Origin of the sequence: Streptomyces sp. Je 1-79 (assembly GCF_025195125.1) — a bacterium.
Taxonomy (GTDB): Bacteria; Actinomycetota; Actinomycetes; order Streptomycetales; family Streptomycetaceae; genus Streptomyces.
In genome coordinates, this window is sequence record NZ_JAMGSL010000008.1 from 1 (window position 1) to 15,739 (window position 15,739).

Consider the following 15,739-nt stretch of genomic DNA (forward strand, 5'->3'; position numbering starts at 1 on the left):
TTTGCTCGGCCAGTGAACTAGCACAGCCGGCTGAACACCACGAGAGCGGAACGATCGGTCGGAATAGGACCGTTCGTTCACAGCGTCCTCGCTGTGTGCCACCCCGGAGGGTGGACTTTTTCAAAGGAACCTCGACCATCCGAAGATGGACGGGGTATCAACTAATCTGGCGTTGATTTTTGGCACGCTGTTGAGTTCTCAAGGAACGGACGCTTCCTTCGTACTCACCCTCTCGGGCTTTCCTCCGGGCTTTTCCCTTCGGTCTTTCGTGTTTCCAACCTTACCAGATCCTTTTCCGTTCCGTTTCCGGTTCGGATTTTGTTTCCGGTGGCCTGTTGGCTGCCTTGCCTTTCGGCGTGGTCACTACTTTAGCCGAATTCCCCTGCGACTCATAATCGAGCCATTCGGACTGGATTTCGGCATGCCGAAATCCGCACCCGTTGGGGTTCGTCGTAGGTAGTGGATGGCCGCTTCGCGGTGCTTGAACAAGCACGCCCCGTTTCAAGCGGCTCGCCTACGTTAGGCGTCCGCAGCACCCGAGTCAAGTCGGGTCAAGAGGACCTCTTGCGGGGCACATGGGCGCGGTACGGACTCACCGTCGGATCGTCGTCGATCCAGAAGCGCCACGGGTGCGGGGCTCCGTCGCCGCCCACTCCCGTACGGGGGCCGTTGCGCACCAGGTCGGACGTGGGTGGGGTGCCTGAGAGAAGGGAGAGAGGGGCGTCGGGGCCGGCGCAGGTGTCGGTGCCGTTCAAGGAGAGGGAGACGTCGAGGGCAGTGGCCAGGCGGGCCGGGCCCTTGGCCAGTTCTCTGTCGTATCGGGCCGAAAGTCGACGTTTGCGGGCCTGGTCGGCGCCCTCCAGGACCTGGCCCGCCCGCAGCAGCACCCCGCTCGCGTGGCCCTCGGGGCCGCACACCAGGTTGAGGCAGTGCCACATGCCGTAGGTGAAGTAGACGTACGCGTGTCCGGGCGGGCCGAACATCACCGCGTTGCGGGCGGTGCGGCCGCGGAAGGCGTGGGAACCGGGGTCGATGGCGCCGGCGTACGCCTCGACCTCGGTGAGGCGGAGTTCGAGGCGTCCCTCGCTCGTTCTCCGTACGAGGATGCGGCCCAGCAGGTCCGGGGCGACCTCCAGTACGGGGCGGTCGAAGAAGGTCCGCGGGAGCGGCGTACGGTCGGGGCTCTCGCTCATGGCGTCCGAGCGTACTGGGGTGCTCCGGGAAGTGCCGGGGAACCGGCTACGGTCGTCGCGCGTATGTAGAGGTCAAGGCCAAGCAGGTCCAAGAGGGAGTGTTCATGGGATTCAAGAAGCTGCTCGCGAGCCTGGGCGCCGGCGGCGCGTCCGTGGAGACGGTGCTCACCGAGGAGAACGTCGTCCCCGGTGGCGTCGTCCAGGGCGAGGTGCGGATCCAGGGCGGTTCGGTCGACCAGCAGATCGAGGGGCTCTCCGTCGGGCTGCAGGCGCGGGTCGAGGTCGAGGGCACCGATCAGGAGACGAAGCAGGACATCGAGTTCGTGAAGGTACGGCTCGGCGGTGCGTTCACGGTGCAGGCGGGTGCGGTGCACGTCGTGCCGTTCGGCCTGGAGATCCCGTGGGAGACGCCGGTCACCTCGATCGCGGGGCAGCAGCTGCGCGGGATGAACATCGGTGTGACCACCGAGCTGGAGATCGCCCGTGCGGTCGACTCCGGTGACCTGGACCCGATCAACGTGCACCCGCTGCCGGCGCAGCAGGCGATCCTGGACGCCTTCATCCAGCTGGGCTTCCGCTTCAAGAGCGCGGACATGGAGCGCGGGCACATCCGCGGGACCCGGCAGAAGCTGCCGTTCTACCAGGAGATCGAGTTCTTCCCGCCGCAGCAGTACCGCGGTCTCAACCAGGTCGAGGTCAGCTTCGTCGCGGACGACCGCGAGATGGACGTCGTCCTGGAGATGGACAAGAAGCCGGGGCTCTTCAGTGAGGGCAGCGACTCCTTCCGTGCTTTCAAGGTGGGGCTGAACGACTTCCACACGACCGACTGGGTCGCTTACCTGAACCAGTGGCTCGCCGACGTCGGTGGCAAGCGCAACTGGCTCTAGGCTCAGCCGGGTACAGCAGATCGGGCGATACGGAGGTACGGACGTGGCCGAGGGGAAGAGGGCGCCGCTCCCTCACGACTTCCATCCGCCGGTGCCGGCGTTCACCGTGGTGAGCGACGACATCGTGCCGGGCGGAGTGCTGAAGGACGCTCAGGTGTACGGGGAGGGGAACGTCTCTCCGCAGCTGAGCTGGGAGGGGTTCCCGGCGGAGACGAAGAGCTTCGCCGTCACCTGCTTCGACCCTGACGCGCCGACCGGCAGCGGGTTCTGGCACTGGGTGCTGTTCGACATCCCGGCGACGGTCACCGAACTGCCCGCCGGTGCGGGTTCCGGTTCCTTCGAGGGGCTGCCGGCCGGTGCCGTGCAGGTCCGTAACGACTACGGCTCGAAGGAGTTCGGAGGCGCCGCTCCCCCGGCCGGTGAGAACCACCGGTACGTCTTCACCGTGTACGCGGTGGACACGGAGCGGCTCGGGCCGGACGCCGACGCCTCGCCGGCGGCCGTCGGGTTCAACCTGCGGTTCCACACGCTGGGGCGCGCGCAGCTCGTCGCCGAGTACACGGCTCCCGCGGACAGCTGAGCGTTCGTTTGTTGTTTGCCCGCTTCTGGTCTTGGAGAGATCAGAAGCGGGCATCTTTCGTTGCGCAGAGATATTGCGTTGTCCTACCCGGCGCGCCCGGCCAGAGTTGATCCGAGCCCGGAGCCCTGTATCGGGGCGGGGCCGGCACACGGGAGGTGGGCACAATGCGGGACACGCTGGTACTCAACGCGAGCTTCGAGCCGCTGTCGACGGTCACACTCAACCGTGCGGTGGTGCTTGTCCTCCAGGACAAGGCCGTCGTCGAGCAGGTCCACCCCGAGCTGCGCATGCGTGCCGCCGCCGTCGACATACCGGTGCCCCGGGTGATCAGGCTCTGCCGCTACGTCAGGGTGCCGTTCCGAAGACAGGCTCCGTGGTCGAGACGGGGTGTGCTGGTCCGGGACCAGCACCGGTGCGCGTACTGCGGGAGACGGGCGACGACCGTGGACCACGTGGTGCCGCGGGCTCAGGGTGGTGGGGACAGCTGGCTGAACACGGTGGCGTCCTGCGCCGAGGACAATCACCGCAAAGCGGACCGGACGCCGGAGCAGGCGGGGATGCCGCTGCTGCACGAGCCGTTCGTGCCGACGCCCGCGGACGCGATGCTGCTGGCGATGCGGGCCGGTGAGCGGGCGGAGCTGCCGCAGTGGCTGGCCGGTTCGGCGGCCTGATCCGTATCCGTGGCTGTACGGGCCCGCTCCCCTCGGGGGGAAGCGGGCCCGTGTCGTTCAGCGGAGCAGCAGCTGCACGATGGCGGCCGTGCCGACGACGACGATGACGGCGCGCAGGACCGGGGGCGGGAGGCGGCGGCCGACCCTGGCGCCGACCTGGCCGCCGATGGCCGAGCCGACGGCGATGAGCAGGACGGCGGTCCAGTCGAAGTCGGCGACGAAGAGGAAGAAGAGCGCGGCGATGCTGTTGACGATCGCGGCGAGGACGTTCTTGACGGCGTTGAGGCGTTGGAGGGTGTCCGCGAGGAGCATGCCCATGAGGGAGAGGTAGATGATCCCCTGGGCCGCGGTGAAGTAGCCGCCGTAGACGCTCGCGAGGAGCAGGCCGGTCAGCAGGAGCGGGCCGCCGTCGGGGTCTCCTGGGCTGCCGCTGCGCTCGCGGCGGGCCTGGACGGCCTTGGAGATGCGGGGCTGGAGGATGACCAGGACCAGCGCGAGGGCGACGAGGACGGGGACGATGGTCTCGAAGGCCTGGGCGGGGAGGGTCAGCAGGAGGACGGCTCCGCCGAGTCCGCCGATCGCGGCGACGGTGCCGAGGCGCAGGATGCGGCGGCGCTGGCCCTTGAGCTCCTCGCGGTAGCCGATGGCTCCGCTGATGGAGCCGGGGATCAGGCCGAGGGCGTTGGAGACGGTGGCCGTGACCGGTGGGAGTCCGGTCAGGAGGAGGACGGGGAACGTGATGAGCGTTCCCGATCCGACGATGGTGTTGATGGTGCCGGCCCCGACGCCGGCCGCGAAGACCGCCAGTACTTCCCAGATGGACAACGCCATCTCCTTACAAGATCAGAGGCTCGCCTCCCCGCCCTGACGTCCGTCGGGGTCGAGGGGCTCGCACTGATCATGCACGACCGTGTGTACGCGTCAGTCGAGCGGGGGCGCTTCGCGGCGCTCGGAGTCGTTGCCGTTGCGGCTGCCGGGCACGGCGCCGGTGTTGAAGCCGGGCGCTCCGCCTCCGAGGTTGCCGAAGGCGCCGGAGAGGCCCTTGAGGGCGTCGCCGATCTCGCTGGGCACGATCCAGAGCTTGTTGGCGTCGCCCTCGGCGATCTTCGGGAGCATCTGGAGGTACTGGTACGAGAGGAGCTTCTGGTCCGGGTCGCCGGCGTGGATGGCCTCGAAGACCGTACGGACGGCTTGGGCCTCGCCCTCGGCGCGCAGGGCGGCGGCCTTGGCCTCGCCCTCGGCGCGGAGGATCGCGGACTGCTTCTCGCCCTCCGCGGTGAGGATCTGCGACTGGCGGATGCCCTCGGCGGTGAGGATCGCGGCGCGCTTGTCGCGGTCGGCGCGCATCTGCTTCTCCATCGAGTCCTGGATGGAGGTCGGCGGCTCGATGGCCTTGAGCTCGACGCGGTTGACGCGGATGCCCCACTTGCCGGTGGCCTCGTCGAGGACTCCGCGCAGGGCGGCGTTGATCTCCTCGCGGGAGGTGAGGGTCCGCTCCAGGTCCATGCCACCGATGATGTTCCGCAGGGTGGTGACGGTGAGCTGCTCGATGGCCTGGATGTAGCTGGCGACCTCGTAGGTCGCGGCCCGGGCGTCGGTCACCTGGTAGTAGATGACGGTGTCGATGTTGACGACGAGGTTGTCCTGGGTGATCACGGGCTGCGGCGGGAACGGGACGACCTGCTCACGGAGGTCGATCCGGTTGCGGATCGAGTCGATGAACGGGACGACGATGTTCAGCCCCGCGTTGAGCGTGCGGGTGTAGCGGCCGAACCGCTCGACGATCGCGGCGCTCGCCTGCGGGATGACCTGGATCGTCTTGATCAGGGCGATGAAGACAAGCACCACCAGAATGATCAGGACGATGATGACTGCTGACATCGTGTTCCCTGTGCCCTTCGCTGCCGGTTCTCTGCCGGGTGTGCCGGGTTGGTTTCGATGATCGAGTTTCCCAGAAGGCGGGCCGCCGTGTGTGGCGTTCGGTCAAGCGGCTCGGGTCACATGACCACGGCGGTGGCCCCGTCGATGTCGACCACGTCGACCTGGTCGCCGGGTTCGAAGCTCAGTCCGGAGTCGAGCGCGCGGGCGGACCAGACCTCGCCGGCGAGCTTGATACGGCCTCCGGCGCCGTCGACCCGTTCCAGTACGACGGCCTGACGGCCTTTCAGTGCGTCGATGCCCGAGGCGTGCTGGGGCGGTCCGTTGCGGTGCCGTGCCGCGATGGGGCGGACCACCGCGAGCAGCGCGACGGAGACGATGACGAAGACGACCACCTGCGCGACGATGCCGAACCCGAGAGCCGCGGTGACGGCTCCGGCTATCGCGCCGACGGAGAACATGCCGAATTCGGGCATCGCGGTGAGGACGAGCGGAATGCCCAGTCCCACGGCGCCGATCAGCCACCAGACCCATGCGTCGATGTCCACGTGGTCATGGTAGGGCGGTGGGGACGAGTCGGACAGGGCGCGATGCTGTGCGGTCGCGGCGCCCTGGCTCCGACTCCGTTGTGCGTCCCGCTACTTCAGCGGAAGGCCCTGTGCGGTGTAGCGGTCGCCGACGTGCTCGACGACGAGCGGGAGGCCGAAGCAGAGGGAGAGGTTGCGCGAGGTGAGCTCGGTCTCCATCGGGCCGGCGGCGAGCACCTTGCCCTGTCGGATCATCAGCACGTGGGTGAAGCCGGGGGCGATCTCCTCGACATGGTGGGTGACCATGATCATGGAGGGGGCGTACGGGTCGCGGGCGAGGCGGCCGAGGCGGCGGACGAGGTCCTCACGGCCGCCGAGGTCGAGACCGGCGGCGGGCTCGTCGAGGAGGAGGAGCTCGGGGTCGGTCATCATCGCGCGGGCGATGAGGGTGCGCTTGCGCTCGCCCTCGGAGAGGGTGCCGAACTTGCGGTCCAGGTACTCGGTCATCCCGAGGCGGTCGAGGAAGGCGCGGGCGCGCTGCTCGTCGACGGCGTCGTAGTCCTCGTGCCAGGTGGCGGTCATGCCGTACGCGGCGGTGAGGACGGTCTCCAGGACGGTCTGCCTCTTGGGGAGCTTCTCGGCCATGGCGATGCCGGCCATGCCGATGCGGGGGCGGAGGTCGAAGACGTCGACCTTGCCGAGCCGCTCGCCCAGGATCCTGGCCTTGCCGGTGGTCGGGTAGAGGTAGCTGGAGGCGATGTTGAGGAGGGTGGTCTTGCCGGCGCCGTTGGGGCCGAGGATGACCCACCGCTCGCCCTCCTTGACCGACCAGGAGACATCGTCCACCAGAGCCCGTCCGTCGCGGACCACGGATACGTCCACCAGCTCCAGTACATCGCTCATGAGCGCGTTGTCTCCCCTTGCGGTCGAGTCGTGTCGTCGCCGTGCGCCTGTGGGCGCGGCGTCCAGGGAAAACCTACGCCACTGTCGGAGCGGGCCGGTCCTTAGGTCCGGTACTTCCGTTCTCCGGTGCGGGGAGTCCCTACGCTGTGGGCATGCTTTCGGAACCACGCTCAGGACGGCTGGCCGCTTGGGGCAATGCCCTGTTGGCCGGATCGGTGTCGCCGGACGACGCGGCACTGGCCATTGTCGGGAACGACACGGTGCACCGCGTCGAGGGGCTGCCGGGTGAGGCGGCGCAGGTCGGCCTGACCCTGGCGCTCGGCCGGCTGCGGCGGCTCGGGGTGACCGGGTGGCGGGTGGCGCTGCCGACGCCGGGGCATCCGCTGGGGCTCAGCGGGCCTCCGGACTTCAACGCGAGGGCGCTGGAGGCGGAGGAGGCGGTGGTCGGTTTCGGCGCTCCGTACGGTCTGGTGCCCGAGGTCACCGAGGCGGGTCCGGCGGGTGACGTGCATGTGGAGGTGGTCTGGCGCTGCCTGACCGTGCGGGAGGCCCCGCCCGCGGACGTGCCGTCGCTGGGCGAGGCGGAGCGGGAGCTTGCGGAGGCGCTGCGCGAGGCGACGGCGGTGCTGACGCGGCTGGACGTGGCGGCGTCGGGCCCGGTGGCGGACGCGGCGCGCGACGCGTACCGGGCCCGGGCGGAGGCGGGCCGCGAGGTGCTGGCCCCGGGCTATCCGGCGCGCGCGGTACGGGTGTTGGAGCTGGCCCAGCGGGTGGGCCTGCTGATCGACCTGGCGTACGACCACGGGCACGGCGGCGCGGTCAGCGCCTCGGAGATGGCGGCGAGGGGGGCGGCTCTGCGGCCGGTGGAGCGGGTGGCCAGGCGGGCGCAGGTCGCCGCGTACAACGCGTATGTGGAGGAAAGGGAACGGGAACGCTGAGTCGCCGGTCGCGCGGGGGCTTCGGGGTACGGCTGAGCCCGGCGGCCCGGGGGGATGGTCCGGGGCGCCGGGCTCGTGGCGGGGGCGTCAGTGGTTGACGGCGCCGTTGCCGAAGGCCGGGTTGAGCAGGCCGATCACGTTGACCGTGTTACCGGAGACGTTCACCGGGACGTGGACCGGGACCTGCACCAGGTTGCCGGACGCGACGCCCGGCGAGTTGAGGGCCTGGCCGTGCGCGTCCGCGCCGTGCGCGGAGGCGACACCCGCACCCGCGGCGACGATGCCGCCGGCGACCATGGTGAGGGCAGCGGCCTTCTTCAGGTTCTTCACTTCAGGATCCTCCTGGTATTCGCCGCGGCCGGCCGCCGCAGCACGCCATGGAGAACGCCCCCGCCCCCGTCGGGTTGCGCCGAACGGGGGACATACACACGACGGTATGAAGATGAGAACGGAGGTGCCCCCTCCGCCTCATGCGTCTCACGTGGTCAGGCCGTGCCGCACCGCCCAGAGCGCCGCCTGCGTCCGGTCCGCCAGGTCGAGCTTCATCAGAATGTTCGACACGTGCGTCTTCACCGTCTTCTCCGAGAGGACGAGCGCCCGCGCGATCTCCCGGTTCGACCGGCCGTCGGCGATCAGGCCGAGCACCTCCTGCTCCCGCTCCGTGAGCGTCGTGCCGCGCCCCGTCCCTCCGTGCCCCTCCTCCGGGGAGAGCAGCGCCCCGGCCACCTCCGCATGGAGCAGCACATGGCCGGCGTGCACCGAGCGGATGGCGCCGGCCAGGGCGTCCGGGTCCACGTCCTTGTAGACGTACCCGGAGGCGCCCGCGCGCAGCGCGGGGACGACCGTGCGCTGCTCGGTGAAGCTGGTGACGATCAGCACCTTCGCCGGATTCGCCAGCTCCCGGACCTTCCGCAGCGCCTCGATGCCGTCCATGCCGGGCATCTTGACGTCCATCAGGACCACGTCCGGCCGCAGCTCCTCCGCCCGCGCGACGCCCTCGGCGCCGTCGGAGGCCTCCCCCACGACCTCTATGTCGTCCTGGACCTCCAGGAACGTCCGCAGGCCGCGCCGCACCACCTGGTGGTCGTCGACCAGCAGAACGCGAATGACCTTGTCAGCCACCGGGAACCTCCATCTCGATCGTGGTGCCTCCGCCCGGCTCCGATGTCACGGTGAGTCTGCCCCCGACGCCGCCCGCCCGGTCCCGCATGGAGACCAGGCCGAGGTGCCGGCCGGCCCGGCGGACCGTACGGGGGTCGAACCCCTTGCCGTCGTCGGTGACGGTGAGCAGCGCGCCCTGGCCGTGCCGGAAGAGCGAGACGGCGACCCGCTCCGGCTCCGCGTGCCGCAGGGCGTTGTGCAGGGCCTCCTGGGCGACCCGGAGCATGGCCTCCTCCTGGGCGGCGGGCAGCGCGCGCACGCCCGAGCTGTCGAAGGTGACCCGTGCGGTGTGGGCCCGGTCGAGGACCTGGATCTGCGTACGGAGGGTGTGGACGAGGCCGTCCTCGTCGAGCGCGGCCGGGCGCAGCTCGACGACGGCGGCGCGCAGCTCGTCCGCGGCCTCGGCGGCGAGGGCGGCGACCTGCTGGAGCTCGCCCTTGGCCCGGGCCGGGTCGCGGTCGACGAGGGCGGCGGCGGCCTGGGCGGTGAGCCGGAGCGAGAAGAGCTTCTGGCTGACGGCGTCGTGGAGCTCGTGGGCCAGGCGCGAGCGCTCCTCGGCGATGGTGAGCTCGCGGCTGCGCTCGTACAGCCGGGCGTTGGTCAGGGCGATGGCGGCGTGCTGGGCGAGGATCGAGAGCAGCTCCTCGTCCGCCTCGGTGAAGCCGCAGCCTCCGTCCGGCTTGGGGCAGCGCTTGTTGGCGAGGAAGAGGGCGCCGATCGTCTCCTCGCCGTCCTGGATGGGCAGGCCGAGGAAGTCGGACATGTCCGGGTGGGCGGACGGCCAGCCTTCGAAGCGGGGGTCCTTGCGGACGTCGTCGAGGCGCTCGGGCTCGGCCTTGTGGAGCATCGCCGCGAGGATGCCGTGCTGGCGGGGCAGCGGGCCGATCGCCCGCCACTGCTCGTCGCTGACGCCGTCGACGACGAACTGGGCGAAGCCGCCGTGGTCGTCGGGGACGCCCAGCGCCGCGTACTCCGCGTCGAGCAGCTCACGGGCGGAGGCCACGATCGTCTTGAGGACGTCGCGCACCTCCAGGTGGCGGCTCATCGCCAGGAGCGCGGTGCTCACGGCGGCGAGGCCGGAGCTAGGCCCTGTCGTCACCATGGCCCCCTGCTCCCGACCCCTGGCACGGCACCTCGCCGCGTGTCGGAGTCGCCCGAGTACGTCCGGTACGAGGGCGATCCTCCGCCTTGCGATGCGCTGCGCCAGCCGCCGCTCGCGGCCGGTGGTCATTTCGACGACACGAGCTAGGTCGGTGACTCATGGATCCACCGTACCGGCGGGCTGTGACAGTCCGTATCCGTCCGGGGACGGCGATCGCCTAGGACCGAGGGACTAGGCCGAAGTGCCGTGCGCGGTCGGGGCCCGCGGACGAGGCGGCGGGCGGGGCGGCCGCCGGAGGCTGGGTCCATCACCGGAAGAGGGGATGGATGCCATGGCTGTCGCGATCATCACGGGGGCGTCGAAGGGGCTCGGCCGCGCACTGGCCGGTGCACTGGCGGGGCGGGGCTGGGATCTGGTGCTCGACGCGCGGACGCCGGGGGCGCTCCAGGAGAGCGCCGAGGCGGCACGCGCGCGGGGGGCGCGGGTCGTGGCGCTCGCCGGGGACGTGACGGACGCCGCGCACCGCCGGGCACTGGTGGCCACCGCGCGGGAGCTCGGGGGGCTGGATCTGCTGGTGAACAACGCGAGCGCGCTCGGGGCCGAGCCTCTGGTGCGGCTGGAGGCCCTGCCGCCGGCCGGTCTGCGGGCGGCGCTGGAGACGAACGTGGTGGCCGCGCTGGGTCTCGTACAGGAGGCCCTGCCGCTGCTCAGGGCGAGCGCGGAGGGGACGGTGGTCGCGGTGTCGTCGGACGCGGCGGTCGAGGCGTACGGGACGTGGGGCGGTTACGGGGCGTCGAAGGCCGCGCTCGACCAGCTGGCGGCGGTGCTGGCCGTCGAGGAGCCGGGGCTGCGGGTGTGGGCGGTGGATCCGGGTGACATGGCGACGGATCTGTACACGGCGGCCGTCCCGGACGACGACGATCCGCGTCCCGCGCCGGAGTCGGTGGTGCCGGGGTTCCTCGCGCTGCTCGACCGCAGGCCCCCGAGCGGGCGGTACGCGGCGTCGGACCCTGCCGGGCCGGATCCGACGGATGCGGGGACGGCCGCGGGGACGGTTCGGGCGGAGGGGGTCCGATGAGCCTGCTGGAGAGTCTCGGGGTGCCCGCGGAGCTGTCGGCGCGGGTCCCGGCCGAGCAGCGGGGGCCGGGGCTGGGGCGGGACGACGTACGGCTCATGGTGTCGCGGGGGACGGAGGTGTCGCACCACGCCTTCCGGGAGCTGCCGGGGGTACTGCGGGCCGGGGACGTGTTGGTCGTGAACACGAGCACGACGCTCGCTGCGGCCGTGACGGGCCGGCTGGGCGCGGACGGCGGCGGCGACCCGGTCGTCGTGCACTTCTCGACGCGGAGGGACGGCGGGCATCCCCGGACGCGGTCCGGCGGCGGCCGCTGGGCCGTCGAGGTGCGGGAGCCGGACGGCAAGGGAAGCACGCTGCCGCGGCCGGGCGGTCCGGCGGGGTCGGTGATCCGGCTGCCGGGTGGCGCCGCTCTCGTCCTGACGGATCCGCTGCTTCCGGGGGCGACGAGGCTGTGGTGGGCGCGGGTGGACACCCCCGTACCGGCTCTGCTGGCGCGGTACGGGCGCCCGATCCGTTATGGGTACACGGAGCGGGACCAGCCGCTCTCCGTGTACCAGACGGTCTTCGCGCTCCCCTCCCCCGACGGCGCGGGGTCGGCGGAGATGCCGAGCGCGGGCCGGCCCTTCACGGCCCGGCTGGTGGCGGAGCTGGTGAGTCGGGGGATCCAGTTCGCTCCGCTCACGCTGCATACGGGGGTGGCGTCGGCGGAGGCGCACGAGCCGCCCTATCCGGAGCGCTTCGAGGTGCCGGCGGCGACGGCCCGGTTGGTGAACGCGGCGAGGGCGGGCGGGGGCCGGGTGATCGCCGTGGGGACGACGGCCGTGCGGGCGCTGGAGTCGGCGGCGGACGGCGGGGGCGTGGTGCGGCCGGAGTCGGGGTGGACCGAGCTGGTCGTGACCCCGGCGCGCGGCGTGCGGGCGGTGGACGGACTGCTGACCGGGCTGCACGAGCCCGAGGCCTCGCATCTGCTGATGCTGGAGGCGATCGCCGGGCGGCCCGCTCTGCACCGGGCCTACACCGAGGCGGTACAAGGGCTCTACCTCTGGCACGAGTTCGGCGACGTCCATCTCGTCCTCCCGGAGGAGGGCACTCACTGAGTGCATTGCGCGAGCAACGCCTGGTGAGTTCGTTACGTGCCCGATGTGAGCCCGGGCATAGGACCCACGTCACTTACGAAGGCTTCTAGTTGTCCGTTTTCGGCAGATGAGGGCCGTATAAGCAGGCCTCATGGGGGTTTTGGTGCGCTATGCACAGGCCCCTGATCCACTACCCGAGGTCGTACGTCACACCTTTGCCACAGCATTTTGCTGCCGCTAAGAATTGCGTTCGTCGCCGCCGAGCAGGCGCAGCGCCGCCCCGGCCTGAGCGACCCCCCAGCGATTCGAAGAGGTAGTCCCGCATGTCCAACATTCCTGGTCACTATCGCCTGAAGAAGACGCACAAGGCTTCCCTGGCCGGCGTCGCCGCCCTTGGCGCCGTCGCCCTCGGCTTCACTCTGGTCCCCGGCAACGCCGCCGCGGAGACCGAGCCGCAGGCACTCGGCAACACCCAGCAGGTCGCGTTGGCCTACGACGCGAACAGCCCGCAGGCCAAGGCGCTGCACACGAGCCTCACCGCTCAGCAGGACGCGATCAGCCTGAAGGCCAAGGCCGAGGCGGAGGCCGCGGCCGCCGCCAAGGCGAAGGCCGCCGCCGACGCGAAGGCCAAGGCCGCCGCCAAGGCGAAGGCCGAGGCCAAGGCCAAGGCCGACGCGAAGAAGCGCGCCGAGGCGAAGGCGGCCGCGAGCCGTGCCGCCGCCCGCACGCCCGTCTTCGCGAACAACCTCGACGGCTGGATCCGCGAGGCGCTGTTCATCATGGACAAGCACAACATCCCGGGCACGTACAACGGCCTGCACAAGAACATCATGCGTGAGTCCAGCGGTAACCCGCGGGCCATCAACAACTGGGACATCAACGCCATCAACGGCGTCCCGTCGAAGGGCCTGCTGCAGGTCATCTACCCGACCTTCAAGGCCTACCACATCCCCGGCACCAAGTTCGACCAGTACGACCCGGTCGCCAACCTCGTCGCCGCCGCCAACTACGCGGCCGACCGTTACGGCTCGATCGACAACGTCAACAGCGCCTACTGAGCCTGTCAGGACACGCGAAAGGCGGCACCCCGCGCAGGGGTGCCGCCCTTCGGCGTCTCGTGGGGCCCCGCGGCTACTTGCGCATGACCTCGGGCTCGTGGCGGCGCAGCAGACGCGCCACGGCGACGCCGCAGACGATGCCGATGACGAGCAGGACGGTGAGGTTGAAGCCCCACTGGCCGACCGTGTGGTCCCACAGCGGGTCCAGGTTGGTCGGGTCCTTGTGGTCCCACGGCGGCATCAGGTGCGCGAGGTCCAGGGTCGAACCCGCGGCGGCGATGGCCCAGCGGGAGGGCATGAGCCAGGCGAACTGCTCCAGGCCGGGCGATCCGTACACCTGGAAGAGGATGCCGGTGAACACGACCTGGACGATCGCGAACATCACGAGCAGCGGCATCGTCTTCTCGGCGGTCTTCACCAGCGAGGAGATGACCAGGCCGAACATCATCGAGGTGAAGCCGAGCGCGATGATCGTGACGCAGAGCTCGACGGCCGGCGGCATGACCAGGCCCTCGGCCGGCAGCTCACGGGTGGCGAAGCCGATGCCGCAGATGATCACGCCCTGGAGGGCGGTGATCACGCCGAGGACGATGACCTTGGACATCAGGTACGCCGAGCGGGACAGGCCGGTGGCCCGCTCCCGTTCGTAGATGACCCGTTCCTTGATCAGCTCTCGTACGGAGTTGGCGGCGCCGGAGAAGCACATGCCGACCGCGAGGATCAGCATGATCGTGCCGGCGTCGCCGTTGAACCGGGACGGCGGCTTGGGCGCCGCGAGACCGAAGTCGGCCGGGATGACGACCGACACCAGGCCGAGGACGGCCGGCAGGATCACCATGAGGCCCAGGAAGCCCTTGTCGGACGCGATCACCGAGGAGTAGCGGCGGATCAGCGTCCACAGCTGGGAGCCCCAGCCCTGCGGCTTGGGCGGCCTGGCCATCGCCTGCTGCGGCATCTGGACGGGCTGGGCGGCGACGGCGTCGATGTCCGCGGCGTACATCTGGTAGTGCTGCGAGCCCTTCCAGCGGCCCGCCCAGTCGTAGTCGCGATAGTTCTCGAAGGCGGAGAAGACATCCGCCCAGGTGCTGTAGCCGAAGAAGTTCAGCGCTTCCTCCGGCGGGCCGAAGTAGGCCACCGAGCCGCCGGGCGCCATCACGAGCAGCTTGTCGCAGAGACCGAGCTCGGCCACCGAGTGCGTGACGACGAGGACCGTGCGGCCGTCGTCGGCGAGACCGCGCAGCAGCTGCATGACGTCGCGGTCCATGCCCGGGTCGAGGCCGGAGGTCGGCTCGTCCAGGAAGATCAGCGACGGCTTGGTGAGCAGCTCCAGGGCGACGGAGACGCGCTTGCGCTGGCCACCGGAGAGGGAGGTGACCTTCTTCTCCTTGTGGATGTCCAGCTTGAGCTCGCGCAGCACCTCGTCGATGCGGGCCTCGCGCTCGGCCGGGGCGGTGTCGCCCGGGAAGCGGAGCTTGGCCGCGTAGCGCAGCGCCTTCTGGACGGTCAGCTCCTTGTGCAGGATGTCGTCCTGCGGGACCAGACCGATGCGCTGGCGCAGCTCGGCGAACTGCTTGTAGAGGCTGCGGTTGTCGTAGAGGACGTCGCCCTCGTTGGCCGGGCGGTAGCCGGTGAGCGCCTTGAGCAGCGTCGACTTGCCGGATCCGGACGGGCCGATGACGCCGATGAGCGACTTCTCCGGGACGCCGAAGGTGACGTCCTTGAGGATCTGCTTGCCGCCGTCGACCGTCACCGTGAGGTGGCGGGCCGAGAAGGAGACCTCGCCGGTGTCGACGAACTCCTCGAGCTGGCCGCCGACCATACGGAAGGTCGAGTGACCGACACCGACGATGTCGTTGGGGCCGATGAGGACGGAGCCGCCCTTGGCGATCGGCTGACCGTTGACGTACGTGCCGTTGTGAGAGCCGAGGTCGCGGATCTCGAACCGGCCGTCGGGCGTCGCGTGGAACTCGGCGTGGTGGCGCGAGACCTGGAGGTCGGAGACGACCAGTTCGTTCTCGAGCGCACGACCGATGCGCATGACGTGACCGAGGGCCAGCTGGTGGAACGTGGTGGGGCTGCGGTCGCCGTAGACCGGCGGCGCCCCCGCGACGCCGCCTCCCTGGCCGGGCACCTTCTGCGCCAACTGCTCGGCGGGGCCGCCCTGCTGGTGCGGGACGTGCGACTGCTGCTGGGGCTGCGGAGCCTGCGGGGCCTGCTGCTGCCAGCTCTGCTGGGGCGGCGGTGCCTGGTGCGTGGCCCAGTCGGCCTGTACGGCGGCCTGCTGGGCGTTGGCGGCGGCGGGCGCCGCGGCCTGCTGCGAGGCCGGGGCACCGGCGGCGAGATTCAGCCGCGGCCCGTCGGTCGCGTTGCCGAGGTGCACCGCGGATCCGGGGGCGATCTCCATCTGGTGGATCCGCTGCCCCTGGACGAAGGTGCCGTTGGTCGAGCCGTGGTCCTCGATGACCCAACTCCGGCCGCCCCAGCTGATGGTGGCGTGTCGCCACGAGACCCTGGCGTCGTCGATCACCAGGTCACCCTGCGGATCGCGTCCCAGGGTGTACGACCTGGACGGATCGAGAGTCCAGGTCCTTCCGTTCAATTCCAGTACGAGTTCTGGCACTCCATGCCCCACTATTTGTCCCCCGATGTACCCCCGTCGATGGGAGTCTAGGGATGGCGAACATCGG

At 70.4% G+C, this 15,739-nt stretch carries 16 protein-coding genes; 7 read left to right on the forward strand and 9 right to left on the reverse strand.

Annotated elements, in window-relative coordinates; translation table 11 throughout:
* Window positions 1–551: 551 nt before the first annotated feature.
* A complete protein-coding gene (locus M5362_RS17485; RefSeq protein ID WP_260228501.1) occupies window positions 552–1,193 on the reverse strand; it encodes a DNA-3-methyladenine glycosylase in 642 nt (213 codons plus the stop codon).
* 104 nt (window positions 1,194–1,297) lie between these two features.
* Between M5362_RS17485 and M5362_RS17490 the strand changes: the two genes are divergently transcribed.
* From M5362_RS17490 to M5362_RS17500, 3 genes are all read left to right on the forward strand, one after another.
* The gene (locus M5362_RS17490) at window positions 1,298–2,080 is read left to right on the forward strand and encodes a sporulation protein (RefSeq protein WP_260228502.1); all 783 of its coding nucleotides are present in this window, start codon (window positions 1,298–1,300) and stop codon (window positions 2,078–2,080) included.
* Window positions 2,081–2,123: 43 nt separating this feature from the next.
* Window positions 2,124–2,660: a YbhB/YbcL family Raf kinase inhibitor-like protein gene (locus M5362_RS17495; RefSeq protein WP_260228503.1), complete on the forward strand. Its 537-nt coding sequence runs from the start codon at window positions 2,124–2,126 to the stop codon at window positions 2,658–2,660.
* A 164-nt stretch (window positions 2,661–2,824) separates the two neighbouring features.
* Window positions 2,825–3,331, forward strand: coding sequence for an HNH endonuclease (locus tag M5362_RS17500; RefSeq protein WP_260228504.1), 507 nt, complete (start codon window positions 2,825–2,827; stop codon window positions 3,329–3,331).
* Between the two features lie 57 nt (window positions 3,332–3,388).
* Here the strand turns inward: M5362_RS17500 and M5362_RS17505 are convergent, their stop codons facing one another.
* The 4 genes from M5362_RS17505 to M5362_RS17520 all read right to left on the reverse strand — a co-directional run bounded on the left by M5362_RS17505 (window position 3,389) and on the right by M5362_RS17520 (window position 6,639).
* Window positions 3,389–4,156, reverse strand: coding sequence for a sulfite exporter TauE/SafE family protein (locus M5362_RS17505; protein WP_260228505.1), 768 nt, complete (start codon window positions 4,154–4,156; stop codon window positions 3,389–3,391).
* 96 nt (window positions 4,157–4,252) lie between these two features.
* Window positions 4,253–5,212, reverse strand: a complete 960-nt coding sequence (locus M5362_RS17510; RefSeq protein WP_260228506.1) for an SPFH domain-containing protein — start codon at window positions 5,210–5,212, stop codon at window positions 4,253–4,255.
* 116 nt (window positions 5,213–5,328) lie between these two features.
* A complete protein-coding gene (locus M5362_RS17515; protein ID WP_260228507.1) occupies window positions 5,329–5,757 on the reverse strand; it encodes an NfeD family protein in 429 nt (142 codons plus the stop codon).
* 90 nt (window positions 5,758–5,847) lie between these two features.
* On the reverse strand, window positions 5,848–6,639 hold the full coding sequence (locus M5362_RS17520) for an ABC transporter ATP-binding protein (protein ID WP_260228508.1): 792 nt from the start codon (window positions 6,637–6,639) through the stop codon (window positions 5,848–5,850).
* Between the two features lie 152 nt (window positions 6,640–6,791).
* Between M5362_RS17520 and M5362_RS17525 the strand changes: the two genes are divergently transcribed.
* On the forward strand, window positions 6,792–7,577 hold the full coding sequence (locus tag M5362_RS17525; RefSeq protein WP_260228509.1) for a hypothetical protein: 786 nt from the start codon (window positions 6,792–6,794) through the stop codon (window positions 7,575–7,577).
* Window positions 7,578–7,664: 87 nt separating this feature from the next.
* Here the strand turns inward: M5362_RS17525 and M5362_RS17530 are convergent, their stop codons facing one another.
* The 3 genes from M5362_RS17530 to M5362_RS17540 form a co-directional block, all read right to left on the reverse strand.
* Window positions 7,665–7,907, reverse strand: coding sequence for a chaplin (locus tag M5362_RS17530; RefSeq protein ID WP_260228510.1), 243 nt, complete (start codon window positions 7,905–7,907; stop codon window positions 7,665–7,667).
* A gap of 147 nt (window positions 7,908–8,054) precedes the next feature.
* Entirely contained in the window at window positions 8,055–8,699 is a 645-nt protein-coding gene (locus tag M5362_RS17535) for a response regulator transcription factor (protein WP_260228511.1), read from the reverse strand.
* On the reverse strand, window positions 8,692–9,837 hold the full coding sequence (locus tag M5362_RS17540) for a GAF domain-containing sensor histidine kinase (RefSeq protein WP_260228512.1): 1,146 nt from the start codon (window positions 9,835–9,837) through the stop codon (window positions 8,692–8,694). Before M5362_RS17540 ends, M5362_RS17535 begins: the two co-directional genes overlap by 8 nt.
* A gap of 334 nt (window positions 9,838–10,171) precedes the next feature.
* Between M5362_RS17540 and M5362_RS17545 the strand changes: the two genes are divergently transcribed.
* The 3 genes from M5362_RS17545 (at window position 10,172) to M5362_RS17555 (ending at window position 13,052) form a co-directional block, all read left to right on the forward strand.
* Window positions 10,172–10,918: an SDR family oxidoreductase gene (locus M5362_RS17545; RefSeq protein WP_260228513.1), complete on the forward strand. Its 747-nt coding sequence runs from the start codon at window positions 10,172–10,174 to the stop codon at window positions 10,916–10,918.
* On the forward strand, window positions 10,915–12,015 hold the full coding sequence (locus tag M5362_RS17550) for an S-adenosylmethionine:tRNA ribosyltransferase-isomerase (protein WP_260228514.1): 1,101 nt from the start codon (window positions 10,915–10,917) through the stop codon (window positions 12,013–12,015). Before M5362_RS17545 ends, M5362_RS17550 begins: the two co-directional genes overlap by 4 nt.
* A gap of 302 nt (window positions 12,016–12,317) precedes the next feature.
* Complete coding sequence (locus M5362_RS17555) at window positions 12,318–13,052, forward strand: transglycosylase SLT domain-containing protein (protein WP_260228515.1); 735 nt, start codon at window positions 12,318–12,320, stop codon at window positions 13,050–13,052.
* A 73-nt stretch (window positions 13,053–13,125) separates the two neighbouring features.
* Here the strand turns inward: M5362_RS17555 and M5362_RS17560 are convergent, their stop codons facing one another.
* A complete protein-coding gene (locus tag M5362_RS17560) occupies window positions 13,126–15,684 on the reverse strand; it encodes an FHA domain-containing protein (protein ID WP_260228516.1) in 2,559 nt (852 codons plus the stop codon).
* Between the last annotated feature and the right edge of the window lie 55 nt (window positions 15,685–15,739).

Coding starts and splice junctions, on each gene's coding strand:
- M5362_RS17485 (WP_260228501.1), bottom strand. CDS start 1,193: ATGAGCGAGAGCCCCGACCGTACGCCGCTCCCGCGGACCTTCTTCGAC.
- M5362_RS17490 (WP_260228502.1), top strand. CDS start 1,298: ATGGGATTCAAGAAGCTGCTCGCGAGCCTGGGCGCCGGCGGCGCGTCC.
- M5362_RS17500 (WP_260228504.1), top strand. CDS start 2,825: ATGCGGGACACGCTGGTACTCAACGCGAGCTTCGAGCCGCTGTCGACG.
- M5362_RS17510 (WP_260228506.1), bottom strand. CDS start 5,212: ATGTCAGCAGTCATCATCGTCCTGATCATTCTGGTGGTGCTTGTCTTC.
- M5362_RS17520 (WP_260228508.1), bottom strand. CDS start 6,639: ATGAGCGATGTACTGGAGCTGGTGGACGTATCCGTGGTCCGCGACGGA.
- M5362_RS17525 (WP_260228509.1), top strand. CDS start 6,792: ATGCTTTCGGAACCACGCTCAGGACGGCTGGCCGCTTGGGGCAATGCC.
- M5362_RS17545 (WP_260228513.1), top strand. CDS start 10,172: ATGGCTGTCGCGATCATCACGGGGGCGTCGAAGGGGCTCGGCCGCGCA.
- M5362_RS17550 (WP_260228514.1), top strand. CDS start 10,915: ATGAGCCTGCTGGAGAGTCTCGGGGTGCCCGCGGAGCTGTCGGCGCGG.
- M5362_RS17555 (WP_260228515.1), top strand. CDS start 12,318: ATGTCCAACATTCCTGGTCACTATCGCCTGAAGAAGACGCACAAGGCT.